The sequence below is a fragment of the Arthrobacter sp. Ha26 genome (assembly GCF_059091705.1).
On sequence record NZ_JBNHGX010000003.1, the window covers coordinates 460,981 to 484,134 of the forward strand.

General features: G+C 64.4%; 27 protein-coding genes. 10 read left to right on the plus strand and 17 right to left on the minus strand.

Annotated features, from left to right (window positions below; translation table 11 throughout):
- Nucleotides 1-19 precede the first annotated feature (19 nt).
- On the plus strand, nucleotides 20-1,684 hold the full coding sequence (locus AC5RVY_RS10630; RefSeq protein WP_493954661.1) for an amidohydrolase: 1,665 nt from the start codon (nucleotides 20-22) through the stop codon (nucleotides 1,682-1,684).
- Between the two features lie 96 nt (nucleotides 1,685-1,780).
- Nucleotides 1,781-2,524, plus strand: coding sequence for a polyprenol monophosphomannose synthase (locus AC5RVY_RS10635; RefSeq protein ID WP_493954662.1), 744 nt, complete (start codon nucleotides 1,781-1,783; stop codon nucleotides 2,522-2,524).
- A gap of 107 nt (nucleotides 2,525-2,631) precedes the next feature.
- On the opposite strand, the gene AC5RVY_RS10640 is transcribed toward AC5RVY_RS10635, so the two are convergent.
- From AC5RVY_RS10640 to AC5RVY_RS10660, 5 genes are all read right to left on the minus strand, one after another.
- Nucleotides 2,632-2,979 (minus strand): RNA polymerase-binding protein RbpA, encoded by a 348-nt coding sequence (locus AC5RVY_RS10640; protein WP_013600997.1) that lies wholly within the window; start codon nucleotides 2,977-2,979, stop codon nucleotides 2,632-2,634.
- A gap of 242 nt (nucleotides 2,980-3,221) precedes the next feature.
- The gene (locus tag AC5RVY_RS10645) at nucleotides 3,222-4,181 is read right to left on the minus strand and encodes an SPFH domain-containing protein (protein WP_493954663.1); all 960 of its coding nucleotides are present in this window, start codon (nucleotides 4,179-4,181) and stop codon (nucleotides 3,222-3,224) included.
- A 33-nt stretch (nucleotides 4,182-4,214) separates the two neighbouring features.
- Nucleotides 4,215-4,679 carry an NfeD family protein gene (locus AC5RVY_RS10650; protein WP_493954664.1) on the minus strand — a complete coding sequence of 155 codons (465 nt, stop codon included), beginning with the start codon at nucleotides 4,677-4,679 and terminating at the stop codon, nucleotides 4,215-4,217.
- A gap of 126 nt (nucleotides 4,680-4,805) precedes the next feature.
- Entirely contained in the window at nucleotides 4,806-5,687 is an 882-nt protein-coding gene (locus AC5RVY_RS10655; protein ID WP_493954665.1) for a putative RNA methyltransferase, read from the minus strand.
- Nucleotides 5,688-5,806: 119 nt separating this feature from the next.
- Complete coding sequence (locus tag AC5RVY_RS10660; protein ID WP_493954666.1) at nucleotides 5,807-6,487, minus strand: peptide deformylase; 681 nt, start codon at nucleotides 6,485-6,487, stop codon at nucleotides 5,807-5,809.
- Nucleotides 6,488-6,551: 64 nt separating this feature from the next.
- On the opposite strand from AC5RVY_RS10660, the gene AC5RVY_RS10665 reads away from it, so the two are divergent.
- Nucleotides 6,552-6,992 (plus strand): nuclear transport factor 2 family protein, encoded by a 441-nt coding sequence (locus AC5RVY_RS10665; protein WP_493954667.1) that lies wholly within the window; start codon nucleotides 6,552-6,554, stop codon nucleotides 6,990-6,992.
- 44 nt (nucleotides 6,993-7,036) lie between these two features.
- On the opposite strand, the gene AC5RVY_RS10670 is transcribed toward AC5RVY_RS10665, so the two are convergent.
- The 6 genes from AC5RVY_RS10670 to AC5RVY_RS10695 all read right to left on the minus strand — a co-directional run bounded on the left by AC5RVY_RS10670 (nucleotide 7,037) and on the right by AC5RVY_RS10695 (nucleotide 11,499).
- Nucleotides 7,037-8,194 carry an FAD-dependent oxidoreductase gene (locus AC5RVY_RS10670; protein ID WP_493954668.1) on the minus strand — a complete coding sequence of 386 codons (1,158 nt, stop codon included), beginning with the start codon at nucleotides 8,192-8,194 and terminating at the stop codon, nucleotides 7,037-7,039.
- Between the two features lies 1 nt (nucleotide 8,195).
- Nucleotides 8,196-8,879, minus strand: a complete 684-nt coding sequence (locus AC5RVY_RS10675) for a methyltransferase domain-containing protein (protein WP_493954712.1) — start codon at nucleotides 8,877-8,879, stop codon at nucleotides 8,196-8,198.
- A 17-nt stretch (nucleotides 8,880-8,896) separates the two neighbouring features.
- Complete coding sequence (locus tag AC5RVY_RS10680; RefSeq protein ID WP_493954669.1) at nucleotides 8,897-10,090, minus strand: type III polyketide synthase; 1,194 nt, start codon at nucleotides 10,088-10,090, stop codon at nucleotides 8,897-8,899.
- Between the two features lie 262 nt (nucleotides 10,091-10,352).
- On the minus strand, nucleotides 10,353-10,502 hold the full coding sequence (locus AC5RVY_RS10685; RefSeq protein ID WP_493954670.1) for a hypothetical protein: 150 nt from the start codon (nucleotides 10,500-10,502) through the stop codon (nucleotides 10,353-10,355).
- Nucleotides 10,503-10,574: 72 nt separating this feature from the next.
- The gene (locus AC5RVY_RS10690) at nucleotides 10,575-11,045 is read right to left on the minus strand and encodes a VOC family protein (RefSeq protein ID WP_493954671.1); all 471 of its coding nucleotides are present in this window, start codon (nucleotides 11,043-11,045) and stop codon (nucleotides 10,575-10,577) included.
- A 73-nt stretch (nucleotides 11,046-11,118) separates the two neighbouring features.
- On the minus strand, nucleotides 11,119-11,499 hold the full coding sequence (locus AC5RVY_RS10695) for a VOC family protein (RefSeq protein WP_493954672.1): 381 nt from the start codon (nucleotides 11,497-11,499) through the stop codon (nucleotides 11,119-11,121).
- A 93-nt stretch (nucleotides 11,500-11,592) separates the two neighbouring features.
- On the opposite strand from AC5RVY_RS10695, the gene AC5RVY_RS10700 reads away from it, so the two are divergent.
- Complete coding sequence (locus tag AC5RVY_RS10700) at nucleotides 11,593-11,994, plus strand: DUF3054 domain-containing protein (protein WP_493954673.1); 402 nt, start codon at nucleotides 11,593-11,595, stop codon at nucleotides 11,992-11,994.
- A gap of 107 nt (nucleotides 11,995-12,101) precedes the next feature.
- A complete protein-coding gene (locus tag AC5RVY_RS10705) occupies nucleotides 12,102-12,380 on the plus strand; it encodes an Lrp/AsnC family transcriptional regulator (RefSeq protein ID WP_493954674.1) in 279 nt (92 codons plus the stop codon).
- A 12-nt stretch (nucleotides 12,381-12,392) separates the two neighbouring features.
- On the opposite strand, the gene trpD is transcribed toward AC5RVY_RS10705, so the two are convergent.
- Nucleotides 12,393-13,451, minus strand: coding sequence for an anthranilate phosphoribosyltransferase (gene trpD, locus AC5RVY_RS10710; protein WP_493954675.1), 1,059 nt, complete (start codon nucleotides 13,449-13,451; stop codon nucleotides 12,393-12,395).
- 148 nt (nucleotides 13,452-13,599) lie between these two features.
- Here trpD and ctaE point away from each other — a divergent pair, with 148 nt between their 5' ends.
- The 4 genes from ctaE to qcrB all read left to right on the plus strand — a co-directional run bounded on the left by ctaE (nucleotide 13,600) and on the right by qcrB (nucleotide 17,929).
- Nucleotides 13,600-14,238 (plus strand): aa3-type cytochrome oxidase subunit III, encoded by a 639-nt coding sequence (ctaE, locus tag AC5RVY_RS10715; RefSeq protein ID WP_493954676.1) that lies wholly within the window; start codon nucleotides 13,600-13,602, stop codon nucleotides 14,236-14,238.
- Nucleotides 14,239-14,324: 86 nt separating this feature from the next.
- Nucleotides 14,325-15,113, plus strand: a complete 789-nt coding sequence (gene qcrC / locus AC5RVY_RS10720) for a cytochrome bc1 complex diheme cytochrome c subunit (protein WP_493954677.1) — start codon at nucleotides 14,325-14,327, stop codon at nucleotides 15,111-15,113.
- A gap of 97 nt (nucleotides 15,114-15,210) precedes the next feature.
- Nucleotides 15,211-16,281, plus strand: a complete 1,071-nt coding sequence (gene qcrA, locus AC5RVY_RS10725) for a cytochrome bc1 complex Rieske iron-sulfur subunit (protein ID WP_493954678.1) — start codon at nucleotides 15,211-15,213, stop codon at nucleotides 16,279-16,281.
- Entirely contained in the window at nucleotides 16,259-17,929 is a 1,671-nt protein-coding gene (qcrB, locus tag AC5RVY_RS10730; RefSeq protein WP_493954679.1) for a cytochrome bc1 complex cytochrome b subunit, read from the plus strand. The genes qcrA and qcrB overlap by 23 nt, the downstream gene beginning before the upstream one ends.
- 129 nt (nucleotides 17,930-18,058) lie before the next feature.
- Here qcrB and AC5RVY_RS10735 read toward each other — a convergent pair whose 3' ends face one another.
- Nucleotides 18,059-18,829 (minus strand): GntR family transcriptional regulator, encoded by a 771-nt coding sequence (locus AC5RVY_RS10735; RefSeq protein ID WP_493954680.1) that lies wholly within the window; start codon nucleotides 18,827-18,829, stop codon nucleotides 18,059-18,061.
- A gap of 166 nt (nucleotides 18,830-18,995) precedes the next feature.
- On the opposite strand from AC5RVY_RS10735, the gene AC5RVY_RS10740 reads away from it, so the two are divergent.
- Nucleotides 18,996-19,289, plus strand: a complete 294-nt coding sequence (locus AC5RVY_RS10740; RefSeq protein WP_493954681.1) for an HPr family phosphocarrier protein — start codon at nucleotides 18,996-18,998, stop codon at nucleotides 19,287-19,289.
- A gap of 130 nt (nucleotides 19,290-19,419) precedes the next feature.
- Here the strand turns inward: AC5RVY_RS10740 and AC5RVY_RS10745 are convergent, their stop codons facing one another.
- From AC5RVY_RS10745 to AC5RVY_RS10760, 4 genes are all read right to left on the minus strand, one after another.
- Nucleotides 19,420-19,821, minus strand: a complete 402-nt coding sequence (locus AC5RVY_RS10745) for a cytochrome c oxidase subunit 4 (RefSeq protein WP_493954682.1) — start codon at nucleotides 19,819-19,821, stop codon at nucleotides 19,420-19,422.
- Nucleotides 19,818-21,545 (minus strand): aa3-type cytochrome oxidase subunit I, encoded by a 1,728-nt coding sequence (gene ctaD / locus AC5RVY_RS10750; RefSeq protein ID WP_493954683.1) that lies wholly within the window; start codon nucleotides 21,543-21,545, stop codon nucleotides 19,818-19,820. The genes AC5RVY_RS10745 and ctaD overlap by 4 nt, the downstream gene beginning before the upstream one ends.
- A gap of 10 nt (nucleotides 21,546-21,555) precedes the next feature.
- Nucleotides 21,556-22,428, minus strand: coding sequence for an aa3-type cytochrome oxidase subunit II (gene ctaC, locus AC5RVY_RS10755; protein ID WP_493954684.1), 873 nt, complete (start codon nucleotides 22,426-22,428; stop codon nucleotides 21,556-21,558).
- 187 nt (nucleotides 22,429-22,615) lie between these two features.
- Nucleotides 22,616-23,005, minus strand: a complete 390-nt coding sequence (locus AC5RVY_RS10760; protein ID WP_493954685.1) for a HesB/IscA family protein — start codon at nucleotides 23,003-23,005, stop codon at nucleotides 22,616-22,618.
- Between the last annotated feature and the right edge of the window lie 149 nt (nucleotides 23,006-23,154).

Sequence of the window (23,154 nt, forward strand, 5' to 3'; positions counted from 1 at the left end):
CCCCAGGAGTTTGCCTTCCATGCCCAGCCCTGCGCCGCTGTCCGGAGCCCCTTCCGCATCCCGCCGCCCCGTCCTTTACCGCAACGGATCGGTCTACACCGCAGCAGACCCCTTTGCCACGGCCATGCTGGTGGACGGCGACACTGTGGCCTGGGTGGGATCGGAACAGGCGGCCTCTTCCATCGCTGACGGCTCCATGGAAATCATCGATCTGCGCGGCGCCCTGGTTGCGCCGGGCTTCGTTGACTCCCACGCCCACCTGACAGAAACCGGCATTGCCTTGGATTCCCTGGCACTGCAGGCCGTTTCCTCGGCCAGGGAACTGCTGGATGCTGTGGCCGCAGCGCCCGGTGACGGTCCGGTCATCGGGCACGGCTGGGACGAGACCAGCTGGAGTGACTCAACGCTGCCGGCCGCGGAGGAACTGGAACGCGCGTCGCGCGGACGGCCTGTGTACCTCTCGCGCGTCGACGTGCACTCCGCACTGGTTTCCCCGATGCTGGCAGACGCCGCAGCTCTTCGCGGCCTGGAGGGGTTCGACGGCGGCGCCAGGGTCACGCGGGCAGCGCATGCAGCTGCCCGGCATGAAGCCCGCAGGTTGCCGGAAGCAGTACTCCGCCGCCACCAGGGCCGTGCGCTGGCCGAAGCCGCCTCCCACGGCTACGTGGCACTGGTGGAGATGGGGGCCCCGCACATCGGCGGGGCCGAGGACCTCAGCGTGGCGCAAACCTGGAACAACAGCACCGGCGAGGGCACCCCAACGCCTGAAGTTCTGCCGTACTGGGGTGAGCTGGCAACGTCCGAAGAGCACGCCCGCAGGATCCTTGGCGGGCTGGGCCCTGGCGTCCGGGGGCTGGCAGGAGACCTGAACATCGATGGCTCCATCGGATCCCGGACGGCAGCCCTGAGATCCGGCTACACCGACGCAGCCGACGAAACCGGCAGCCTCTACCTCAGCGTGGATGAGGCGGCGGCCCACTTGGCAGCCTGCTCGATGGCCGGTGTCCAAGGCGGCTTCCACATTATCGGAGATGCCGGCCTGGATGCCGCCCTGCAGGCTTTGAAGCGTGCCGCTGCCGAGGTAGGTGAGCAGCGGATCCGGGCTGCCGGCCACCGGTTTGAACATGTCGAGATAGTGGACGCCGCTGCCGTTGAAGCACTGGCCCGATACTCCGTCACCGTCAGTGCCCAGCCTGCTTTTGATGCTGCCTGGGGTGGCCCCGGCGGTCTCTACGAGAAGCGGCTGGGGGAGCGGAGCAGGTCCATGAACCCTTTCGCGAGCCTTTACTCGGCGGGTGTTCCTGTCTGCTTTGGCAGTGACAGCCCCGTGACGCCGCTGCGGCCCTGGTCCAGTGTCCGCGCGTGCCTGGAGCACCACAATGAGGATGAACGGATTTCGGCGCGCGCAGCATTCCTCGGACACACCCGGGCGGGGTGGCGGGCAGCCAGGTACGCCAACCCGATGGCGGGGCAGCTGGTACCGGGCGCGCCTGCCAGCTTCGCCGTTTGGGAGGTTGAAGAACTGATGGTCCAGGTGGCCGACGGCCGGGTCCAGTCCTGGAGCACCGACCCCCGGGCCCGCACACCCCTGCTGCCGGCGCTGGACACCGGGGCGGACCCGGTCTGCCTCCAGACGGTCAGGGACGGCCTGGAGCTGTTCGCCAGTGCTGCCTTGCGTTCCTGACCCCCATACCCGGCGCCCTATAATGGGTAGCTGCGCCCGCCGGCGGTTTCGCTGGCCAGCGGGTGCACCGACTGCTCCCTCCCAGGAAGGCTCTCTGTGCGCGTCCTTACCATCATCCCTACCTACAACGAGCTGGAGTCGCTGCCCATAACGCTTCAGCGGCTCCGTGCAGCAGTTCCGGACTCGGACGTGCTGGTAGTGGATGACAACAGCCCCGACGGCACCGGCCAACTCGCCGACGGGTTCGCCGCGGAGGACGCCCAGGTCCACGTGCTGCACCGCAAGGGCAAGGAAGGACTGGGCGCCGCCTACATCGCGGGCTTCAAGTGGGGCCTGGATGCCGGCTACGACGTCCTGGTGGAAATGGACGCCGACGGTTCCCACCAGCCCGAACAGCTTCCCCAACTCCTCGAGGCCATCGACCAGGGCGCCGACCTTGCCATGGGCTCGCGCTGGGTCCCCGGCGGAAGCGTAGTGAACTGGCCGCTCTACCGTCAGGCGATCTCCCGGGTCGGCAGCACGTACGCGCGGCTGATGCTGGGCCTGAAGATCAAGGACGTCACCGGCGGCTACCGTGCCTTCCGCCGTACCACGCTGGAAAAGCTGAACCTGGACCAGGTGGACTCAGTGGGCTACGGCTTCCAGGTGGACCTGGCCTGGCGGGTGTCCCGGATGGGGCTGCGGATCGAGGAACGGCCCATCACCTTCGTGGAACGCGAACTCGGCGCCTCCAAAATGAGCGGCAACATTGTGGTGGAAGCAATGATCAACGTCACCAAGTGGGGACTCCAGGCACGCTGGAAAACCCTCACCCGCAGGAAACCAGCCGGCCAGCCGTAAATCCCCCGCCCGACCGGCACCGGCAGGGCCACCACCTCAGGGCCAACACAGCAAATAGGCCGTCCCGCACAGTGTGCGGGACGGCCTGTTTGCTGTTATTCGATGTGTTACGCGGAGCGGCGCTCTCCGCGGCGTTCGCGCAGGATGGTGAGGCGGTCCTCGAGGATCTGCTCCAGCTCCGGCAGGGAGCGGCGTTCCAGCAGCATGTCCCAGTGGGTGCGGACAGCTTTATCGTTGCTGGTGTCCGGGCGTTCGCCGTCAACCAGGAGCGCTTCCTTGCCGGTCTTGGAAACCCATACCGGCGGGATCTCCGCTTCGGAGGAGAAGGTGACAAAGACCTGCTCGCCGTCTTCGCACCGGTACTCGACGCGCTGGCGCGGGGCCGGCTCGACTCCGGACTCGGTCTCCATGCTCTGCGCGCCAAGGCGCATGCCCCGCAGGCTGCGATCGCTCATGATTTCTCCCTCTGGTCGGTTCGCGGTGTAAAACCCGCGCTAGCCGGTGGCGCAAGCGCCTCCGGACTACTCTGTGCACTGTGCTGCATCTTTAGATTCAACGCGTTGCGAAGCTTGGTTGTTCCAGCGGATCTACTCCTGCCGGACAAATACCCAATCATACGCGTGCTATGCCATGTCGGCCAAAATGGAAGGGATCCGCAGCGGCTGCGGATCCCTTCCACGTCTGGCGGCGGCCCTGCTCAGGGCTCGGAGGGCCGGGCTCCCGCCTCATCGGCTCCGACACGCTCGAACAGCCCGGCCACACCGGTTTCCTGGGTGGTGCCTCCCAGGGCATTGCCGATTCCTTTGAGGGCCTCGCCGACTTCACTGGGGATGATCCACAGCTTGTTGGAGGAACCTTCAGCGAGTTTGGGGAGCGTCTGCAGGTATTGGTATGCCAGCAGTTTCTGGTCCGGATTGCCCTTGTGGATGGCATCGAAGACCTTCTGGATGGCCTGTGCCTCGCCGTCTGCCCGGAGGATTGCCGCCTTGGCATCACCTTCGGCAGCCAGGATGGACGCCTGCCGCTGGCCCTCGGCGGTCAGGATGGCTGACTGCTTGGTGCCTTCGGCCGTCAGGATGGCCGCACGCCGGTCCCGTTCGGCGCGCATCTGCTTCTCCATGGAGTCCTGGATGGAGTGGGGCGGGTCAATGGCCTTGAGCTCCACCCGGGAAACACGGATGCCCCAGCGGCCGGTGGCCTCATCCAGCACGCCGCGGAGCTGGCCGTTGATCTGGTCGCGGGAGGTCAGGGCCTCTTCGAGGTTCAGCCCGCCCACCACGTTGCGCAAGGTGGTGGTGGTCAGCTGCTCCACTGCCTGGATGTAGTTGGCAATTTCGTACGTGGCAGCCCGTGGATCGGTGACCTGGAAGTAGACCACGGTGTCGATCGAGACCACCAGGTTGTCCTCGGTGATGACCGGCTGCGGAGGGAAGGACACCACCTGCTCGCGGAGGTCCAGCAGCGGCAGGAGCCGGTCCACGAACGGAATCAGGATTGTCAGGCCCGGGTTGAGGGTGCGCTGGTACTTGCCCAGCCGCTCCACGACGCCGGCGCGCGCCTGCGGGATGATCCGCACCGAACGGACCAGGACAATAATCACAAATACGATCAGGACCAGCAGCACAATAGCCAAGGCAGTTCCTCCGGCGTTATCCATACATCTCCTTGTTCCCCAATTGATCAGGCTGTCTCAGGACGGGCCTGCAGCTTCAGTGGGGGCCGACACCACTGCGGTGGCCCCGTCGATCGCGGACACTACGACCCGTTGCCCGGCCGGGAGGACTCCACCGGCAGAACGGGCAGTCCAGATGTCGCCGCCGATTTTGACCAGTCCGCTGTCGGATGTCACCGGCTCCATGACCACGGCTTGTTCCCCGATCAGCCGGTCCACGTTAGTCCGCTGGTCTGACGGACCTTTCTTCAGGTGGCCCAGGGCGACGGGGCGGACAAAGGCGATCATCAGCAGTGACACCACGCAGAAAACCACGATCTGCAGCCAAAGGTCTGCGCCCGCGAAGTCGGCCACCAGTGCGGCCAGGGTTCCTCCGCCGAGCATGATGAAAAAGAGGTCAAGCGTGATCATCTCGACCACTGCAAACGCCAGGAAAGCGGTGAGCCACAGCGCCCACCAGTTTTCACCCAGCCATTCGAACACGTTCTCCCCCTTCGCTACGGGGAGCTGCGCAACGCGCCTCCGCCAGTAACTGTCCTTCAATCTTAGTGCGGCCCCGTCAGCTGCGGGCAGGCTCACGCATGCAGCGGGTGGATAGTGGCCAACTCGTTACGTGCGGGTCCGCGCCCGGGGACGGAAGACCATCACCTGGAATTTGGCTTCTGCCATGATCGGCCCGGGCAGTGCCTCCAGCCGGGCGGAAACGGCGTCCCGGTCCAGGTGGTGCCCTGCCGGTCCCATCAGTGCCAGGTCCGCGGCCTGCTGCCGGTTCAGCCGCAACGGGACGTCGACGGCGGAGGTGCTTTCGGCGTCGAAATGGCCTCTCATCGCTTCTGCCAGACGCGCCTCCTTGCCCTCCTCGATGCCCAGCATGCCGGCCATGGCGGCCAGGGATGCCAGATGCCCCGTGCGGGGCGTGACTACCACCAGCCGTCCGGATGGCCGGAGCACGCGGGCAAACTCTGCCGCATTGCGCGGCGCAAAGATCACGGTGACGGCGTCCACGGAGTCGTCGGCCAGCGGCAGCGGCTGCCAGATGTCACATACCAGGTTGACAGCGTCCGGATTGAGCCGCGCGGCACGGCGGAGGGCGAACTTGGAAATGTCCAGGCCAACGGCAGCCACCTGCCGGCCGTCCCTTGCCGCAGCATCGAGCAGGACCCGAAGGTAATGGCCGGTTCCCGTCCCCGAGTCCAGCACGGCACCGCCGCCTTCCGGGAGGAACGGTACGACGGCGGCTGCCACCGCGTCTGCAAGGGGCCGGTAATGGCCTTCCCCCAGAAAGTTGGAACGGGCCTGGACCATGGCGGCAGAGTCGGACTCGAACGCGGTTCCCTTACCCACCAGGAGGTTGAAATACCCCTGCCGGGCGGCATCGAAACTGTGGCCGGAAGGGCAGGCCAGGCGGCTCTGGTCCGCGGCCGTCACCAGAAGGTCCAGCGGATTCGAGCACACCGGGCACAGCAACGGAAGGTCCGTGGACGAGGGCATGGAACCATCCTATGGGGGCGCAATCCATTGGTGCACAGTCCCATGGGTGCACAGTCCCATGGGTGCACGGTCCCATGGGTGCACAGGGCCACGTGCCGCGCGCGGGCTGCGGCGCGCGGTCATATGCGGCTGATGCCCGCAGGACCGCCGTCGAAACCCAGCCCCTGCCGGGCCTTGCTGATGCCTGCCTCGGCCCAGTGCGCCGCATATTCGGCATTGCTGCTCAAGGACCGCAGCTGTGCCCGGTCCACATAGAGCACGCCGTTCAGGTGGTCCGTCTCATGCTGCACAATCCGGGCCTGCCACCCGGAGAAATCCCGCTGCACTGCCACTCCCTCTAAGGTCTGGAATTCGAGGAGGACCTCTTCGTGGCGGGCAACCACTGCCTGCAAGCCATTCAGGGAGAGGCAGCCCTCGTAGAACGAGGCAAACCCTGGGCCCACCGGCGTGTACCGGGGGTTCACGATGGCAAGGAACTCCAGCGGACTTCGGTTCCGCAAGGCAGCGGCTTCGGGATCGACATCGTACTGGTCCTCGAGCACGGCCAGCTGCAGCGGTATTCCGAGTTGCGGTGCTGCGAGGCCCACGCCGGGTGCCTCGTGCATCACCTCACGCATGAGGTTGATCAACCGGTCCAGCAGCTCGCCGGACAGCTGCCCGTCGAATGCGGCGGCGCGCTGGCGGAGGGCCGGGTGGCCTGCCTGCACGATGGGCGGAAGGGTCCCGGCCGCGAGGATCCGCTCCACGGTTTCGCTGATCTGTTCTGCTGTGAGGTCTGTCCCGGGCGCGCTCTGGCTCATGACGAAAGCCTAGCTGCACTGGCGCGGGCGCCCCGCGCCCGCAGGCCCGGCTAGGGTCTATGTCATGCCTGACTCTTCCCCGCCCCACCTGGCACCGGATACGCCACCACTGGATGCCGCACCGCTGGACTGCGTCCTGCGGTTCATCCGCGCCCTTGAGGCAGGCGGGGGAGCGGCCCGGCTCCGGCCTTTCCTCGCTGACTCTTTCGTCCTCGTGGAAGCCCCGCACCTCCTGGCGCCGGAGGGCTCCACCCGGACGCTGGCCGAAGTCCTGGCAGGAGCGGACCAAAGCACGGACGTGGTCTCGGACCAGAAGTTCGTCATCCGCCGGACCACGTGCGAGGGCGGCCGCGTGGCTGTCGAGGCTGATTGGTCGGCGACGGTACGGATGGATCTTCGCTACTGGGACCGGGGCGACGTGATCCGGGCCCGGACCTCGTCCGTGTTTGAAGTGCAGGCGGGGTTGATCGTCAGCCAGGACAGTTACGACTGCTATTACCAGTAGGAGCAGCCCATCAGGCGGCGGACCTGCCCGGCCGGGGCTGCCGGTTACTGCATGGTGAAGCGCCTGGCCACCCAGCGGTTGACTGCCGGGGCGGCGGCAGCGGCTCTGATGCCCAGGTTCCGTGCAGCCAGCAGGGGCGCCGGCAGCGGGCGTCCCAGCATCATGTTGATTTCGGACTGGCGCCTGGCTACCGTCGCCGCCCGCTGCCGGCCTGCCTCGAACTCTCTGAACCGCCGGTCCGCCCGAAGCTCGCGGCTTCCCCCCAACGCCGCGCGGATAACAGGGGAGAGGGCCTGCGCATCCAGCCAGCCGAGGTTCATGCCCTGGCCGCCGATGGGGCTGATCTCGTGCGCCGCGTCTCCTGCCAATACAACCCGTCCGGCCCCCAGTTGCCGGGCCAGGGTGGACCGGACGCTGAAGGCGCTCATCATGGTGTTGGTGCGGGCGTCCGGAAGGATCCCGGTCCGTTCCAGCACCAGGCCGGCGAGCTGGTCCGGTCCGGCATTGCCGGCGGGCCGGTCCAACCGCACTACCCACCGCCGCACGCCGCCCGGCAGTGGGAATGATTCAACGATTCCGCCGAGCTCAAGGAAGAGGACGGCACTGTCACCGTGGGAGCCCGGGTCCTGGAAATCGCCCATGAGGTAGTGGTCCGGGTAGTTCCTGCTGTCCACAGCCATACCCAGGAGGTTGCGCACGGGGGACCGGGCGCCGTCGGCCGCCACCACCAGAGACGCCGTGAACTCCACTTTGCGGCACGGGGCGTCCCCGGTGAGTTCCCCGGCGACGGTGACGCGGCCGCCGTCGTCCTTCACTTCGCACGCCCGCACGCCGCGGACGACGGCGCAGGCATCGAGCGTGCGAACGCGCTCCTCCAGGAGCTGCTCCGTGCGGAACTGGGGCAGGGCCAGCACGAACGGGAAAGCGTCGGAGACCCCGGCAAAGGACATGGTGCCCACGGTCTTTCCACCGCTGACGGCCATACCGTCCCGGATGTGGACCCCGTCACGGACTGCTGGGGAGGCAACGTGCACCTTGTCCAGCGCCTCCAGAGCAGGTGGATGGATACCGATAGCGCGGGTGTGCAGGTTCCTCGTTTGCCGTTGTTCCAGAACCCTGACGCTGACGCCATCCTGGAGAAGCAACGCGGCAAGGTACAGGCCTACCGGGCCTCCGCCGATGATAAGGACGTCCGTTTCCACGTCAGTTCCTGCGGAACGCCAGAACCTGGTGGAACGCTGCGCCACGTTCCACTGTCCACCCCGGGGGAGCGAGTGCGAGTAATTCCGTGCGGGTGTAGCTCCTGCGGATGGAGGTCAGGCCGTCAACCCGGATATAGGAGTGCCGGAGTGGCAGGGCGGCCACGGAAAAAAGGGCGTACGCCGCCGGGCTGCGCCGGAGGTCGTTATGGAGGGCCTTCCCGGTGGCCAGAACGGCGGAGTCCGCCAGGAGCTGTTGCAGCTCAGTGGCGGAAAGATGGTGCAGCACGTGGTTCGAGATGACAAAGTCGAAACTCGCGCCCTCCCGGACCAGGTCTGTGCTGTGCGCTTGCCGGAACCGGACGTCCGGCTGTGCTGGACGTCGCCGGGCGAAAGCGGCCGCACGAGGGTCCGGGTCGATGCCGGTGATCTGCAGCGGCAGGCGGTCGCGGCGGGCCCAGCTTGCCAGCAGGCAGGCGAGGTCACCGCCGCCGGAGCCAATGTCCAGGAGCGTGGCCGGGGCAGCGTTCTTCACCAGCGTTGGCCGGATTTCCCGTACGTACAGCGTCCGCCAGCCGGACAACACTCTGTTGACCAGACCAAACTGGCGGTAGGTGTTGTCCAGGAGGCGGGCATCGCAGTCCGGCCGGTCCATCAGCTCCACGGCGTCTGCGGCGCGGTGCCGCATCAGTGGGTCCACGGGCTTCAGGAAACCGGCACTTCGGCCGCTTCTTCTGCGGGCACCTTGCTCAGCAGGCCCCCGCCCCCGGCCTGCCGCAGCCTGGTGAACAGTCCTGTCTCAACGGTGAGGCCAGGGCCGAATGCCATGGAGCAAATCCGTTCGTCACCGTCTTGGGGAGCCTGTTCCAGAATGTGCTTGAGGACAAAAAGGACTGTGGAGCTGCTCATGTTCCCGTAGTTGCGCAGCGTCTCGCGGGCCGGGACCAGCTGCTCGTCGGTGAGGCCGAGGCGGGACTGCACTTTGTCCAGGATGCTGCGGCCGCCCGGATGGATGGCCCAGTGGCTGATCGAGGTGTAGGGGAGCGCCGCCAGTTCCGGTTCCCGCGCCAGGAGTGGCTGGAGGGCGCCGACAATATGGTCATCGATGATGTGCGGAACGTAGTTCCCCAGCACCATCTCAAACCCGTGGTCGCCGATGTTCCAGGCCATGGAGTCTTCGCCCACCGGTGTGAGGACGGTTTCGAAGTGGTCCAGCTGGAGCAGGGATTGTTCCTCGGCACCGCTGCGTGCTGTGACGACGGCGGCCGCCGCACCATCGGCGAACAGCGCCGAACCCATGATGGTGTCCGGGTCATTGGACGTGCGCACGTGGAGGGAGCAGAGTTCGGCGCACACCACCAGCACCACGGCATTCGGGTCCGCCTCGCAGAAAAGCTTGGCTGCACGAAGGGCAGGAAAGGCCGCGTAGCAGCCCATAAACCCGAGGTGGTACCGCTGTACAGCCGGGTCCAGGCCGAGCTCACGGACGATTTTGTAGTCCGGTCCGGGGTTGAAGAATCCAGTGCAGGACACGGTGATGAGATGAGTTATGTCAAGTAAATCGAATTCACGGGCGGCTGAGAGAGCAGCGCGGGCGGCCTCCACAAACAGCTTGGTGGCTTCACGGGCGAAAATCTCATTGCGGACCTTGGTGCTGGGATTCAACAGCAGGCCGGTTGCGGGATCGTAGAACTGCGGGTTGTCGGAGCGGAAATCGTTGGTGAGTTCCTCAACGGCGGTAAAACGGGTGTCGATGGCGGCCGAATCAAAACAGGTACTGACCAGCCGTGAACCCAGCCTGGTCAAGCCGGGTTGGGCCGCAAACACGTCACGGGCTTCTGTCTGGATCAGCATCGTTTTCGGGACAGCAGTTTCAAGTGATCGCACATAGACCGTCATTGACTCATTCTTAACGAGCACTCCGGATAAAACAATGCTGACCAGCGGATTCGTCTGCTGCAACGGTGCGCGCAGTCAGCTGAACCAAGGGACAACCAGTGCCGGCCGCTGCGCCACTTCCGAGCCCTTCCTGAAACGCCGATAATCTACATTATGTCAAGTAATGCGCTTCCTGCCTCTGAGGGGCTGGACGGGTTCGGTGGATTTGCGGCGAAGCTGCCCTACCCAGCTGGTCCGCGACGGGAAGGCCTTCTCTGCAGGGCTAGTGCCGCTGGCCGATGCCGGCGCCCACCACCGCGCCGAGGCCCAGTCCCAAGGCTAAACCGACGAACGGGCTGTCAAAGATGGCCAGCCCCATGGCAATTCCAACGGCGGCGCCCACAAGGCAGCAGATCCACAGCGGTTTGTTCATCGGGACTGATGCTACCTGCCCCGCCCGGCCGGCACCGACCGTGGTTTCGCGGCGTCCGCCTGTAAACCGGCGTCAGCCGTCATAGGCCTTCTGCAGCGCCGCGATGTCCAGCTTCCGCATTCCAAGCATCGCCTGCATCGCCCGCTGGGAACCAAGGGGGTCGGGGCCGGCAATCAGCGAGCTGAGCACCGACGGAACGATCTGCCAGGACACGCCGAACCGGTCCTTGAGCCAGCCGCACTGACTTTCGCTGCCGCCGTCGGTCAATGCCGTCCAGTAGCGATCCACCGCATCCTGGTCCTCGCAGTCCACAACAAACGAAACTGCCTCGGTGAAGACCGCCCCGCGTGCACCGTTCAGTGCCGTGAAGGCGCGGCCCTCCAGCTCAAACTCGACGGCGACAGCCTGCCCTTCCGGGCCGGGCGTACCTTCAAAACGCGAGATGTTCAGGATCCTGGAGTCCTCGAAGACCGAGGTGTAGAACTCGGCGGCCTGCTCCGCCTCGTTCTCGAACCAGAGACAGGTTCCGATGGTGCGTGGCATAGGTTGCTCCCTTCCGGCTCGAGCCTAGTGGCGGTCCCCGGAGGGCACAACGGTCTCAGATGCCGTCCGGGTCCTAAGGTTCAGGCCGTACGGACAACTGGCTGACAAGCCCCAGCGTGTTGCCCTCGCTGTCCCTGATGAAGGCCATCCACTCGTCCGTACCTGCCGGTCCGAGTAGACCATCGGTGTGGCTGAAGATGACGTGGGGTTCTTCAAGGACCTCCACTCCCCTGTCCTTGAGCTCCTCCACGGACTTCCGAACATCGGGTACTTCGAGGTAGAGAAGGGCCCGCGGCGCTCCCGGTTCCAGCAGCAGCCGCAGGCCGTCCACATCGAAGAACAGCAGGCCGGGTGGGTCAAACACTGCCGTGGGCTGCATGGCCAGCAACTGTGAATAGAACGCCGCCGCCCGTTGGAGATCGGCCGCATACTGAGCTACCTGGATTAACCGCATGGCCCCGCCTTCCCGGATTGCCCCGATTTGTCAATCCTGCTCATTCGCGGCAGCAGGGACAAGGGCAAGCCCCCGCTTGCTAGGCTCGAATCCATGACGCCTTCACTTCAGCGGCCCACGCCTGCCCTCTCCGGGCGGCGCATAGCAGCCGCAGCGATCACGGACGCCATCCTGATTCTCGTATTTGCCGCAGTGGGCCGGGACGCGCACCAACGGGGCGACGTGGTGGCCGGCGTGTTCCTCACAGCGTGGCCGTTCCTGGCGGGCGCTGCCGTGGGCTGGTTGGCCTCGAAGGCTTGGGGGGATCCGCTTTCCGTGCGCCGGACCGGCCTGGCCGTCTGGCTCGGGGCCTTGGCCGGCGGCATGGTGCTCCGCCTGCTCACGAACCAGACCGTGGTGCTGCCGTTCATCATTGTTGCCTTGCTGAGCCTGGGGCTGCTGCTGGTGGGCTGGCGGCTGGCCTGGGCAGGAGTGCGGCGGCTCCGCACGACCTGACAGGGCTTGGAGAGTCCGGCCGGCCTGGGACGCGGATGTAATAGGCTGGCAGCACTGAGAAGCCTGCCGGGCCGTGCCCCGGCGCAACAGATCCGAAAGGATTAAACGTGATCACCGCATTCGTTCTGGTCAAGACCGACGCTGCCCGCATTCCTGAAACCGCCGAGGAGATCTCAGCCATCGAGGGCATCAGCGAGGTCTACTCCGTGACGGGTGAGTGGGACCTGATTGCGGTGGCACGGGTACGGCGGCACGAGGACCTCGCCGACGTGATCGCGGACCGGCTCTCCAAGGTGCCTGCCGTGGTGCACACCACGACGCATATCGCCTTCCGTGCCTACTCACAGCACGATCTGGACGCGGCATTCGCACTCGGCTTCGAGTAGCAGGCTGAGCCGTCAGGGATGGGTGAGCGAGACCCACTTTTCCAGGACCGCCGCAGCGGCGCCTGAGCCAATGGATTCAGCTGCCCGGGAATAGGCTGCGCGCATCCGTTCAAGGAACGGGCCTTCTGCGGCGGCGTCGAAAGCCACCAGCCCGGCAGCCGCGTTGAGGAGGACGGCGTCCCGGGCGGGACCTTCCTTGCCGGCCAGCACTTCACGGACCACGGCCGCATTGGCCTGGGCGTCTCCGCCGCGGAGCTGCTCAACAGTTGCCAGCCTGATGCCCAGATCCTGCGGGGAGAACGACTGCTCCGCCACAGTGCCGTTGCGGATCTCCCACACGGTCGAGGGACCGGTAGTGGTGAGTTCGTCCAAGCCGTCGTTGCCGCGGAACACCAGGCCACGGCTCCCCCGCTGGGCCAGGACGCCCGCCACCAGGGGCGCCATCCTGGCGTTGGCGACGCCGACGGCAGAAGCCTGCACGCGCGCAGGGTTGGTCAGTGGTCCCAGGAAGTTGAAGGCAGTAGGGATGGCCAGTTCCTTCCGCGGCACGGCAGTGTGGCGGAAGGAAGGATGGAAAACTTGCGCGAAGCAGAAGGTGATTCCGGCTTCTTCTGCGTTGCGGGCCACCTGGTCGATGGTCAGGTCCAGCCTGACGCCGAGGGCCTCCAGCACATCTGCGGAACCGGATGACGACGACGCCGCCCGGTTGCCGTGCTTGACCACCTTGGCGCCGGCGCCGGCCGCAACCAGTGCGGCCATAGTGGAGATATTCACGGTGTTGAGTTGGTCACCACCAGTGCCAACGATGTCCAGCTTTTCCCCGGAGATCGATACGGGGTTGGCATGCTCCAGCATGGCATCCACCAGGCCGGAAAGTTCTTCAACGGTTTCACCTTTGGCACTGAGGGCAACCAGGAATCCTGCGATCTGGGCCGGTGTCGCTTCCCCGGACATGATGGTGTCCATGGCCCACGCCGTACTGTCCGCCGTCAGGTCCTTGCCGTTGATCAGTGCCGAAATCAGCCGCGGCCACGTGTTGCCCGCCGGTGCTGCAGATGCCTGTGAAGTCACCTGCTGATGCTACCGAGGGATGGCAGGGGCTGACCAATGTGAACGGGCACGGAAACTTTTCCGGCCGATTTCGCGTCTTTGTAGAAAAAGTCCCCCGAAAAGCCGGTTTGCGTTGGGCAGCACGGAGTTTTACAGACATAATGTCTATGTGACATCTGCGACCCATGCCCCCAGTACCCCGGCGCACCCCACGCTGAACCGCCCCAATATGGTTTCCGTTGGAACCGTTGTGTGGCTCTCCAGCGAGTTGATGTTCTTCGCCGGTCTCTTTGCCATGTACTTCACGCTGCGCTCCACGAGCGGCGAGATGTGGGCCGAAGAGACAGCCAAGCTCAACTTCCCCTTTGCGCTCGTCAACACGATCGTCCTTGTGGCCAGTTCCTTTACGTGCCAGATGGGCGTCTTCGCCGCCGAGCGGCTGCAGCCGCGCAAAACAGGGGGTGCCTTCCAGTTTGCCCGCTGGGGAATGAACGAATGGTTCACCCTCACGTTCCTGATGGGCGCGTTCTTCGTCGCCGGCCAGGCCACTGAATACGCAATGTTGGTTTCCGAGCACGTCTCGCTCTCCTCCAACGCTTACGGTTCGGCCTTCTACATGACCACCGGTTTCCACGGCCTCCACGTGATCGGCGGACTGGTTGCCTTCCTCCTGATCATGGGCCGCTCCTTTGCAGCGAAGAAATTCGGGCACTTCGAAGCAACGTCTGCGATCGTCACCTCGTACTACTGGCACTTCGTGGACGTCGTCTGGATCGGCCTCTTCCTGGTCATCTACGTCCTCCAGTAGCCAGCTTTGATTCTTTTTCTACAAGAGGCAGAATTTCAGGTAGCGGCTCCCGGAGACCGCCCAGGATCGAATAAAGGAACCACCACGTGAAGGCACTCTCGCAAAAGCGGCGACACCCACTGGCAGCAATTGCCCTGCTCTTGATGGGACTCCTCATCACTGGCGGGCTCTACGCCGTGGCCACCACCGTCAACGAGGCCAAGGCTTCCACCACCACGTACAGCACAAGTGACGTCGAGGAAGGCGGAAAGCTCTTCGCCGCCAACTGCGCCACCTGCCACGGCATGGGTGCCAGCGGTTCCCAGGATGGTCCGTCCCTCGTGGGCGTCGGCGCTGCTGCTGTTGACTTCCAGGTTGGAACCGGCCGCATGCCCATGCAGATGAACGGCCCCCAGGCGATGAAGAAGCCTGTGCAGTTCAACGACGAACAGACCCACCAGCTTGCAGCCTATGTTGCTTCCCTGGGTGCCGGCCCGGCACTTCCTGAAGAAGGCCTGCTGGACGAAAAGGGCGACGCCGCAGCCGGCGGCGAGCTCTTCCGCACCAACTGCGCCATGTGCCACAACGCTGCTGCCGCCGGCGGTGCACTCACCCGCGGCAAGTTCGCACCTGCCCTGGCTGATGTTTCCGGCAAGCACATCTACGAGGCCATGGTTACCGGACCGCAGAACATGCCCGTGTTCAGTGACTCGAACATCACGCCTGAAGGAAAGCGCGACATCATCACCTTCCTGAAGCAGATCGAAACCACCGGCTCCCCCGGCGGCGCTGACCTCGGCTCGCTCGGCCCTGTGGCAGAAGGCCTCTTCGTCTGGGTCGCAGGCCTCGGCGTCATCATCGCCTTCACCATTTGGCTGACGTCCCGGACGTCCTAGCGCTGCGCGGGCACCAAAACTTCTGCTGGGGAGCCAGCAGCTTGATATTAGAAACTAACCCGGCACCCGCCGGGACGAGAGAAGGATGAGGCGAATTATGGGCAACCATAGTGACGGCAGTCCGAACCACTCGGGCACCGTAGCTACGGCTGGTCAGAATGAGGTGGAGAAGTTCCAGGACCCTGGACTTCCTCCGCACCGTTTGCGCCTGGCTGACACGGACCCGAAGGCCGCAAAGCGGGCAGAACGGCAGGTCGCCTTACTATTTGGCATCTCTGTTGTTGGCACCCTGATCTTCCTGGTGGCGTACTTCGCCATCGATCTGGGAGAAGACTCGGCAATTGCCACCATCCGGCTGCAGAACATGCTGCTGGGCATTGGTACCGCATTTGCGATGCTGGGCATCGGTACCGGCATCGTGCACTGGGCCAAGGCCCTGATGCCGGACCACGAAGTATCCGAAGAGCGCCACGCAATCCGCTATGAGGAAGACCGCCAGGCGGCTGTCCGGATCGTCGACGACATCGTGGAAGAGACGGGCATCAAGCGCCGTCCGTTGATCCGTAACACCCTGCTGGGTGCGGTGGCTTTGGCGCCGCTGCCGGCAGTTGCCATTTTCGGTGACCTCGGCCCGCGTCCGGACAACAAGCTCGCGCACACCATGTGGGCTCCCCAGGACGGCCAGCTCAAGCGCCTCGCCCGTGACCCTGACGGAACCCCCATCAAAGCGTCGGACGTCACCATCGGTTCTGCTTTCCACGTCATTCCGGAAGGCCTGAACGAACTCCACGAGGGCAAGCTCAACGAAAAGGCCAAGGCCGTTGTGCTGCTCATGCGCCTCGATCCCGCTTCCCTCAACCCTTCCGAGGGCCGCGAGGACTGGGGTTACAACGGCATCGTTGCCTACTCCAAGATCTGCACCCACGTCGGTTGCCCCGTTGCTCTCTACGAGCAGCAGACGCACCACCTGCTGTGCCCGTGCCACCAGTCCACCTTTGACCTCACGCAAGAGTGCAAGGTGATCTTCGGCCCCGCCAGCCGGCCGCTCCCCCAACTGCCCATCGCAGTTGATGACGAGGGCTACCTGGTCGCCACCAGCGACTTCAAAGAACCTGTAGGACCAAGTTACTGGGAGCGTGATATGCATGAGCGCAGCATCAACAGCTGAGCCCGCTTTCGTCGCCAAAACCAAGACAGGCCGGTTTACCGACTTCGTTGATCAGCGTGTTGGCGGTTCCGGGATCCTCCGCGAATTCGGCCGCAAAGTCTTCCCCGACCACTGGTCCTTTATGTTCGGTGAAGTGGCGCTGTACTCCTTCGTCATCCTGCTGCTCTCCGGCACGTTCCTGACATTCTTCTTCGATCCGTCCATGGCGGAGACCCACTACGACGGCTCATACGTGCCGCTCAAGGGCGTTGAGATGTCGGTGGCCTACAGCTCGTCGCTGGACATCTCCTTCGACATCCGTGGCGGCCTCTTCATGCGCCAGGTCCACCACTGGGCTGCACTGCTGTTCGTGGCATCCATCGCCGTGCACATGCTGCGCGTCTTCTTCACCGGCGCCTTCCGCAAGCCACGTGAGATGAACTGGGTGGTGGGCAGCGTGCTGCTCATCCTCGCGATGGCCGCAGGCTTCACCGGCTACTCCCTCCCCGATGACCTGCTCTCCGGAAACGGCCTGCGCATCATTGACGGCGTGATCAAGTCCATCCCGGTGATTGGTACCTACACCTCGTTCTTCCTCTTCGGCGGAGAGTTCCCCGGTACGGCCATCATCAGCCGCCTGTACATGCTGCACATCCTGCTGGTCCCGGCGCTGATCCTGCTGATGATCGTCCTGCACCTCTTTATGGTGGTCGTCCACAAGCACACCCAGTACCCCGGCCCGGGACGAAACGACAACAACGTTGTGGGTTACCCCCTCGGCCCGGTCTACGCAGCCAAGGCCGGTGGCTTCTTCTTCATCGTCTTCGGTGTGCTGGCGCTCATGGCCGGTTTCTTCACGATCAACCCGATCTGGAACTACGGTCCGTACGACCCCTCCCCCGTGTCCGCCGGCACCCAGCCTGACTGGTACATCGGCTTTGTTGACGGTGCCCTGCGCCTGATGCCCGGAACCTTCGGCGATTGGCATGTTGAGCAGACCTGGCTCGGATTCGTCTTCACGTTCAACGTCCTGCTCCCCGCCCTGGTGCCTGCCGGAATCCTGTTCACGGTGATGTTCATGTACCCGTGGATCGAGCGTTGGATTACCAAGGACGACCGTGAGCACCACGTCCTGGACCGTCCACGCAACGCCCCCACCCGTACGGCCATCGGCATGGCCGGTTTCGTCTGGTACTGCGTGATGTGGGCTGCGGCCGGTTCCGACCTCATCGCCACCCACTTCCATGTGTCGCTCAACGACGTGACCTACTGGCTGCGGGCGCTGTTCTTCGTGGGACCGATCATCGCTTTCATCGTCACCAAGCGCGTGGCCCTGGCCTTGCAGCGCAAGGACCGGGAAATCGCCCTCCATGGCCGCGAAACCGGACGCATCGTCCGCCTCCCGCACGGAGAATTCATCGAGGTGCACGCACCTTTGGACGAGTACAAGCGCTACCGGCTGGTCGGCTTCGAATCGCCGCAGGTACTCCCCGCCGTGCCTAACGAACACGGTGTGGTCACCCGCAAGGAGAAGCGCCGGGCGTTCCTCTCCCGGTGGTTCTTTGAAGACCGCGTTGCGCCGGCAACCCCGGCTGAACTCGAAGCCGCCCATGGCCATGGCCATGCAGCGGTCGAAGCACCCGAGGAAGCCAGGAGCCTGACGCACTAGGCAGTCCATGACGCAAAAGAAGGCCCGGTCCGCAAGGACCGGGCCTTCTTTGCGTTCACGCGTCAACTGCACGGCAGTGCGGCTGCAGGTGAGTCGGCGCCCCGCAATCGAGCGCAGTGCAGGGAGCCGCTAGTGGCTTCGGGTCCGTCGCGCGCCCGGGCGCTGCAGCGGAACCCAGAGCTTGTACCTGTCGGCCCGGTAGTAGGAAACAGAGTAGTCCACCATGGTCCGGGCCACGAAGGCGTGGCGCTGGATCTTCAGCAGGGGTGCGCCGACTTCGACGTTCAGCAGCCGGGCTGTGGAGGGCGACGCCGCCGTAGCTTCAATCATGTCCTCGCCCCACTCCATGACCAGGCCGTACTGTTCGCTGAGGACGTTGTAGAGCGAAGTGGGCGGCTCGCCGTCCAGCAGCCCGGGGACCCGGTGTGCCGGGATGAAGTTCTCGTCGACGCTCATGGGCTCGCCATCTGCGAGCAGCAGCCGGCGGAACCGGACCAAGGGCGTTCCCTCGTCCAGCTGAAGCTCACGGGCGAGGAAGGCGCTTGCGCCTATCTGTTCGAAACTCAGGACTTTGGCGGCCGGGACCATGCCGCGGCGCTGCATCTCTTCGCTGTACGAGGTCAGCTTGACCTGGAGGTCCAGCTTCGGCCTGCGGACGAAGGTGCCAAGTCCCACAACGCGCTCAATCACTTCCTCACCCACCAGCGCATCGATGGCCTGCCGGACGGTCATCCTGGCGAGGCCGAACCGTTCGGCCAGGTCACGTTCCGAAGGCAACGCCGACCCCGGCCGGCAGGACTCCACGATGTATGTCCGCAGGATCTCCCGCAGCTGTACGTAGATGGCGGTCCCGCTGGTCCGGTCGATTTCTCCGGCGATGGCCGCCGCGCTACCGGCCACGCCGCACCGCCCGTTGGTTGAGGTTCACCTAGCTATTTTAGGTCAGGTCTAGACCACTACGTGCCATGGGCTGGGAGCATTTCGTTCGGTAAGGAGCCGGGCAGCTATATTGGACAGGAAAATTTCAATAAGCGACGGATGGGGCCGTCATGAGCAAGGAGTCCCATTGCCAACTCAGAAGGCCGTGGTCACAGCCTCGATCGGACTGCATGCCCGTCCGGCCGCCGTGTTTGTCAGGGCAGTCACAGAAACCGGGTTCCCGGTGACCATCACCAAGGAGGGCTTCAGCAACGTTGATGCCCGATCGCTGCTGCAGGTGATGACAGCTGACTTCCATCATGGGTGTGAAGTGGAACTGGGGGTCGCGGACTCGGCCCTGGAAGGCCCGCAGAGCCATGAAAAGGCAGCAGCAGCCCTCCGCACCCTCGGGCAGCTGCTGGAGTCGCAGGGCGCGAATTAGAGACCTTGGGGTTGGGTCTGGCAAGAGGCCGTGGCCCCAGCCAGCACCTCTCGCTTCGAAACCCGTACAACAACGACGGCGGGCCTCACCTTTTCAGGTGAGGCCCGCCGTCGTTATGTAAAGCTTTTTCCTAGTGGGCGTGGTCGCCGCGGCTGTATTCGTAGACCCAGCCGATCAGTGCCACGAGAGCCAGACCCGCGGCGATGAAGACGATCCAGAAGCCGACTGCCAGGCCCAGGAACCCGGTTGCGCACGCGATTCCCAGGACCAGGGGCCACCAGCTCCAGGGGCTGAAGTGCCCCTGCTCACCGGCGCCCTCGTGGATCTCAGCGTCGCTGCGGTCCTCCGGACGCATGCCAACCCGTTTGCCGGTGAAACCAAGGTATCCGCCGATCATGCCGGCGAGGCCACCGACCAGGAGGATGCCGAGGATACCAACCCACTCACCCCAACCGGTGAGGAACCCGTAGACCAGCGAAACCGGTACGAAGAAGAAGACTCCGGAACCAAAGATCCATGATTCGATTTTCACTGTGCGGTGTCCTTCTGGTCGGCGTTACCGAGTACCTGGGCTGCCGCGGCAGGTGACTCGACGGTGTGGACCTGGCGAAGCTCAGGGTGGTGCAGGTCCAGGGCGGGACGCTCTGAACGGATCCGCGGCAGGGACGTGAAGTTGTGCCGCGGCGGCGGGCAGGACGTGGCCCACTCAAGTGAGGCACCGAAGCCCCAGGGGTCGTCCACCTGGACCCGCTCGGCGCTGCGCCAGGTGATGTAGACGTTCCAGAAGAACGGGATCAGGGAAGCACCCAGGACAAAGGAAGCCACGGTGGAGAACTGGTTCATCCAGGTGAAGTTGTCCTCCACCAGGTAGTCCGCGTACCGGCGTGGCATGCCCTCGACGCCCAGCCAGTGCTGGATGAGGAAGGTGCCGTGGAAGCCGAGGAACAGGAGCCAGAAGTGGATCTTGCCCAGGCGCTCGTTGAGCATCTTGCCGGTCCACTTGGGCCACCAGAAGTAGAACCCTGCGAACATGGCGAACACGACGGTGCCGAACACCACGTAGTGGAAGTGCGCCACCACGAAGTAGGAGTCTGACACGTGGAAGTCCAGTGGCGGGGAAGCCAGGATAATGCCGGTGAGGCCGCCAAAGAGGAACGTGATCAGGAAGCCGATGCTCCAGAGCATGGGGGTTTCGAAGGTCAGCGAACCGCGCCACATGGTGCCGATCCAGTTGAAGAACTTCACGCCGGTAGGAACCGCGATGAGCATGGTCATGAAGGCGAAGAACGGCAGCAGCACCGCGCCGGTGACGTACATATGGTGCGCCCACACCGTCACTGACAGGGCGGCGATGGCGATCGTCGCATAGACCAGGCCCTTATAGCCGAAGATCGGTTTGCGGCTGAAGACCGGGAAAATCTCGGAGACAATGCCGAAGAACGGCAGCGCGATGATGTACACCTCGGGGTGGCCGAAGAACCAGAACAGGTGCTGCCAGAGGACGGCACCGCCATTTTCGGGATCGAAGATGTGTGCTCCGAAGCGGCGGTCAGCACCGAGCGCGAACAGCGCGGCGGCCAGCGGCGGGAACGCCATGAGCACCAGGATGGCGGTGACCAGGGTGTTCCAGGTGAAGATCGGCATCCGCCACATGGTCATGCCCGGTGCGCGCATGCAGATGATGGTGGTGATGAAGTTGACCGCGCCCAGGATGGTTCCAAAGCCGGACAGCGCCAGGCCGAACACCCACAGGTCGCCGCCGATGCCGGGGCTGAAGGTGGTGTTGGACAGCGGGGCGTAGGCGAACCAGCCAAAGGAGGCGGCACCCTGCGGGGTGATGAAGCCGGAGACCGCAATGGTGGAGCCGAACAGGAAGAACCAGAAAGCCAGCGCGTTCAGCCGCGGGAACGCCACGTCCGGCGCACCGATCTGCAGCGGCATGATCACGTTCGCGAAACCCGCGAAGAGCGGGGTGGCGAACATCAGCAGCATCACGGTGCCGTGCATCGTGAACAGCTGGTTGTACTGCTCTTTGGTCTGCAGGATCTGCATGCCTGGTTCGAACAGTTCGGCCCGGATCAGCAGCGCCATGACGCCACCGAGGCAGAAGAACACGAAGGACGCGATCAGGTACATGTACCCAATGGTCTTGTGGTCGGTGGAGGTGATCCAGTTGACGACGATGCGCCCCTTGGATTTGGGAACCACGGGAGCGGTGAGCGCTCCGGTGGGTGCGGATTGAGTGTACGTAGCCACGTCGCTCCCCTTACTTAATTTCGTTCAGGTTCGGGTTGCGGTCGTACTCCACACCGAGGAGGCCCGTATTGCCGGATGCCTTGAGCTCGTCCATGTGTGCCTGGAATTCAGTTTCAGACACCACCTTGACGCGGAACAGCATCTCGGAGTGGTACTCGCCGCAGAGTTCTGCGCACTTGCCGTCGTAAGTGCCCTCTTTAGTGGGGGTAAACCGGATGTAATTGGTCTTGCCGGGGATCATGTCGCGCTTCTGCAGGAAGGCGGGAACCCAGAAGGAGTGGATCACGTCGCGAGCGTTGAGCTCGAGGTCAACTGACTTGTTGACGGGCAGGTACAGCGTGGGGAGCTGTTCCTTGTCGATCGTGTTACCGGTGAGGTGCGCCTGGACGCCGGCCTCGTGGACGTCTTCTTCGATGACGTCGCCGGACTTGTAGTTGAAGTCCCAGGCCCACTGCTTGCCGCGGACGTCAACAACGACGTCGGCGGGCTGCGACCGGTCATCAATCGCCTGCTGGTCGCGGTCGGTGAAGTAGAAGAACACCAGGACCATAAACAGCGGGATGGTCAGGTAAAAGACTTCCAGGGGCAGGTTGAAGCTGGTCTGCCGCGGGAAGCCCACGGTTCCCTTGCGGCGCCGGTACGCGACGAGGCACCAGACGATCAAGCCCCAGGTAATGATGCCCACAGCCAGGGCGGCAATCCATGAGTTGACCCAGAGGTCCATGATGCGGTCGCCGTTGTTGGTGGTGCCACGTTCTGTGGGCAACCACCCCTTCTCTACCTCTGGCGAACATCCGGTCAAAACCAACGCGCCGGCAATTGCCAAGCTTGTGATCGTGGTGATCGTTGTGCGTCGGCTGCCGGTTCGGTTCTGCGAACTCACAGACGGCCCTTCCTACTTGTTGCTGTTGTCCGGGCAGCCATCGGCGCCGCGGGCACACTGAAAGTTTTACTACTCGGTGTAGAGCTTACCGCTCCCCCGGGCGTTTCGCCCACATGTCGGCGCCGTGCCTCCCGCAGTCATTGACTGCGGGAGGCCACGGCGCCGGCACCAGGCGAAAAAACCGGTTTTAGTGGAAGGAATCTCCACAGGCGCAGGAGCCACCGGCGTTCGGGTTGTCGATGGTGAAGCCCTGTTTCGAAATGGTGTCTTCGAAGTCGATGCTGGCGCCGCTGAGGTACGGAACGCTCATCTTGTCCACCACTACTTCAACACCGTCGTAGTCGCGGACGGCATCCCCGTCCAAAAGGCGCTCGTCGAAGTAGAGCTGGTAGATCAGCCCTGAACAGCCGCCCGGCTGCACGGCCACGCGGAGTCGGAGGTCCGTGCGGCCTTCCTGTTCAAGGAGGCTGCGGACCTTGCCTGCGGCGACGTCGGTCAGGTTGACCTCGTGGACGGGCAGCTCATCGGTGGCAGCGCTGGTGGACTCGGTGCTGTTCTCATTGGTTGCGGTGCTCATTGGCCTACCTTCTTAGGACGGTCTGGCGGCCCCGGGCTAACGGTGCCTGCCCCTACGGACTCGGTATGGGCTATAGCTACATGCTACGCGCGGCGCACCTGTAGCTCTAACTCCTGACGTAACCATGGGAGAGCCTCTGTTGTTCCCGC

Excerpts from the sequence above, each read along its gene's own strand:
- AC5RVY_RS10630 (WP_493954661.1), top strand. The coding sequence starts at position 20 with ATGCCCAGCCCTGCGCCGCTGTCCGGAGCCCCTTCCGCATCCCGCCGC.
- AC5RVY_RS10640 (WP_013600997.1), bottom strand. The coding sequence starts at position 2,979 with ATGAGCGATCGCAGCCTGCGGGGCATGCGCCTTGGCGCGCAGAGCATG.
- AC5RVY_RS10645 (WP_493954663.1), bottom strand. The coding sequence starts at position 4,181 with ATGGATAACGCCGGAGGAACTGCCTTGGCTATTGTGCTGCTGGTCCTG.
- AC5RVY_RS10655 (WP_493954665.1), bottom strand. The coding sequence starts at position 5,687 with ATGCCCTCGTCCACGGACCTTCCGTTGCTGTGCCCGGTGTGCTCGAAT.
- AC5RVY_RS10660 (WP_493954666.1), bottom strand. The coding sequence starts at position 6,487 with ATGAGCCAGAGCGCGCCCGGGACAGACCTCACAGCAGAACAGATCAGC.
- AC5RVY_RS10665 (WP_493954667.1), top strand. The coding sequence starts at position 6,552 with ATGCCTGACTCTTCCCCGCCCCACCTGGCACCGGATACGCCACCACTG.
- AC5RVY_RS10675 (WP_493954712.1), bottom strand. The coding sequence starts at position 8,879 with ATGCGGCACCGCGCCGCAGACGCCGTGGAGCTGATGGACCGGCCGGAC.
- AC5RVY_RS10680 (WP_493954669.1), bottom strand. The coding sequence starts at position 10,090 with ATGACGGTCTATGTGCGATCACTTGAAACTGCTGTCCCGAAAACGATG.
- AC5RVY_RS10685 (WP_493954670.1), bottom strand. The coding sequence starts at position 10,502 with ATGAACAAACCGCTGTGGATCTGCTGCCTTGTGGGCGCCGCCGTTGGA.
- AC5RVY_RS10690 (WP_493954671.1), bottom strand. The coding sequence starts at position 11,045 with ATGCCACGCACCATCGGAACCTGTCTCTGGTTCGAGAACGAGGCGGAG.
- AC5RVY_RS10695 (WP_493954672.1), bottom strand. The coding sequence starts at position 11,499 with ATGCGGTTAATCCAGGTAGCTCAGTATGCGGCCGATCTCCAACGGGCG.
- AC5RVY_RS10700 (WP_493954673.1), top strand. The coding sequence starts at position 11,593 with ATGACGCCTTCACTTCAGCGGCCCACGCCTGCCCTCTCCGGGCGGCGC.
- qcrA (WP_493954678.1), top strand. The coding sequence starts at position 15,211 with ATGGGCAACCATAGTGACGGCAGTCCGAACCACTCGGGCACCGTAGCT.
- qcrB (WP_493954679.1), top strand. The coding sequence starts at position 16,259 with ATGAGCGCAGCATCAACAGCTGAGCCCGCTTTCGTCGCCAAAACCAAG.
- AC5RVY_RS10760 (WP_493954685.1), bottom strand. The coding sequence starts at position 23,005 with ATGAGCACCGCAACCAATGAGAACAGCACCGAGTCCACCAGCGCTGCC.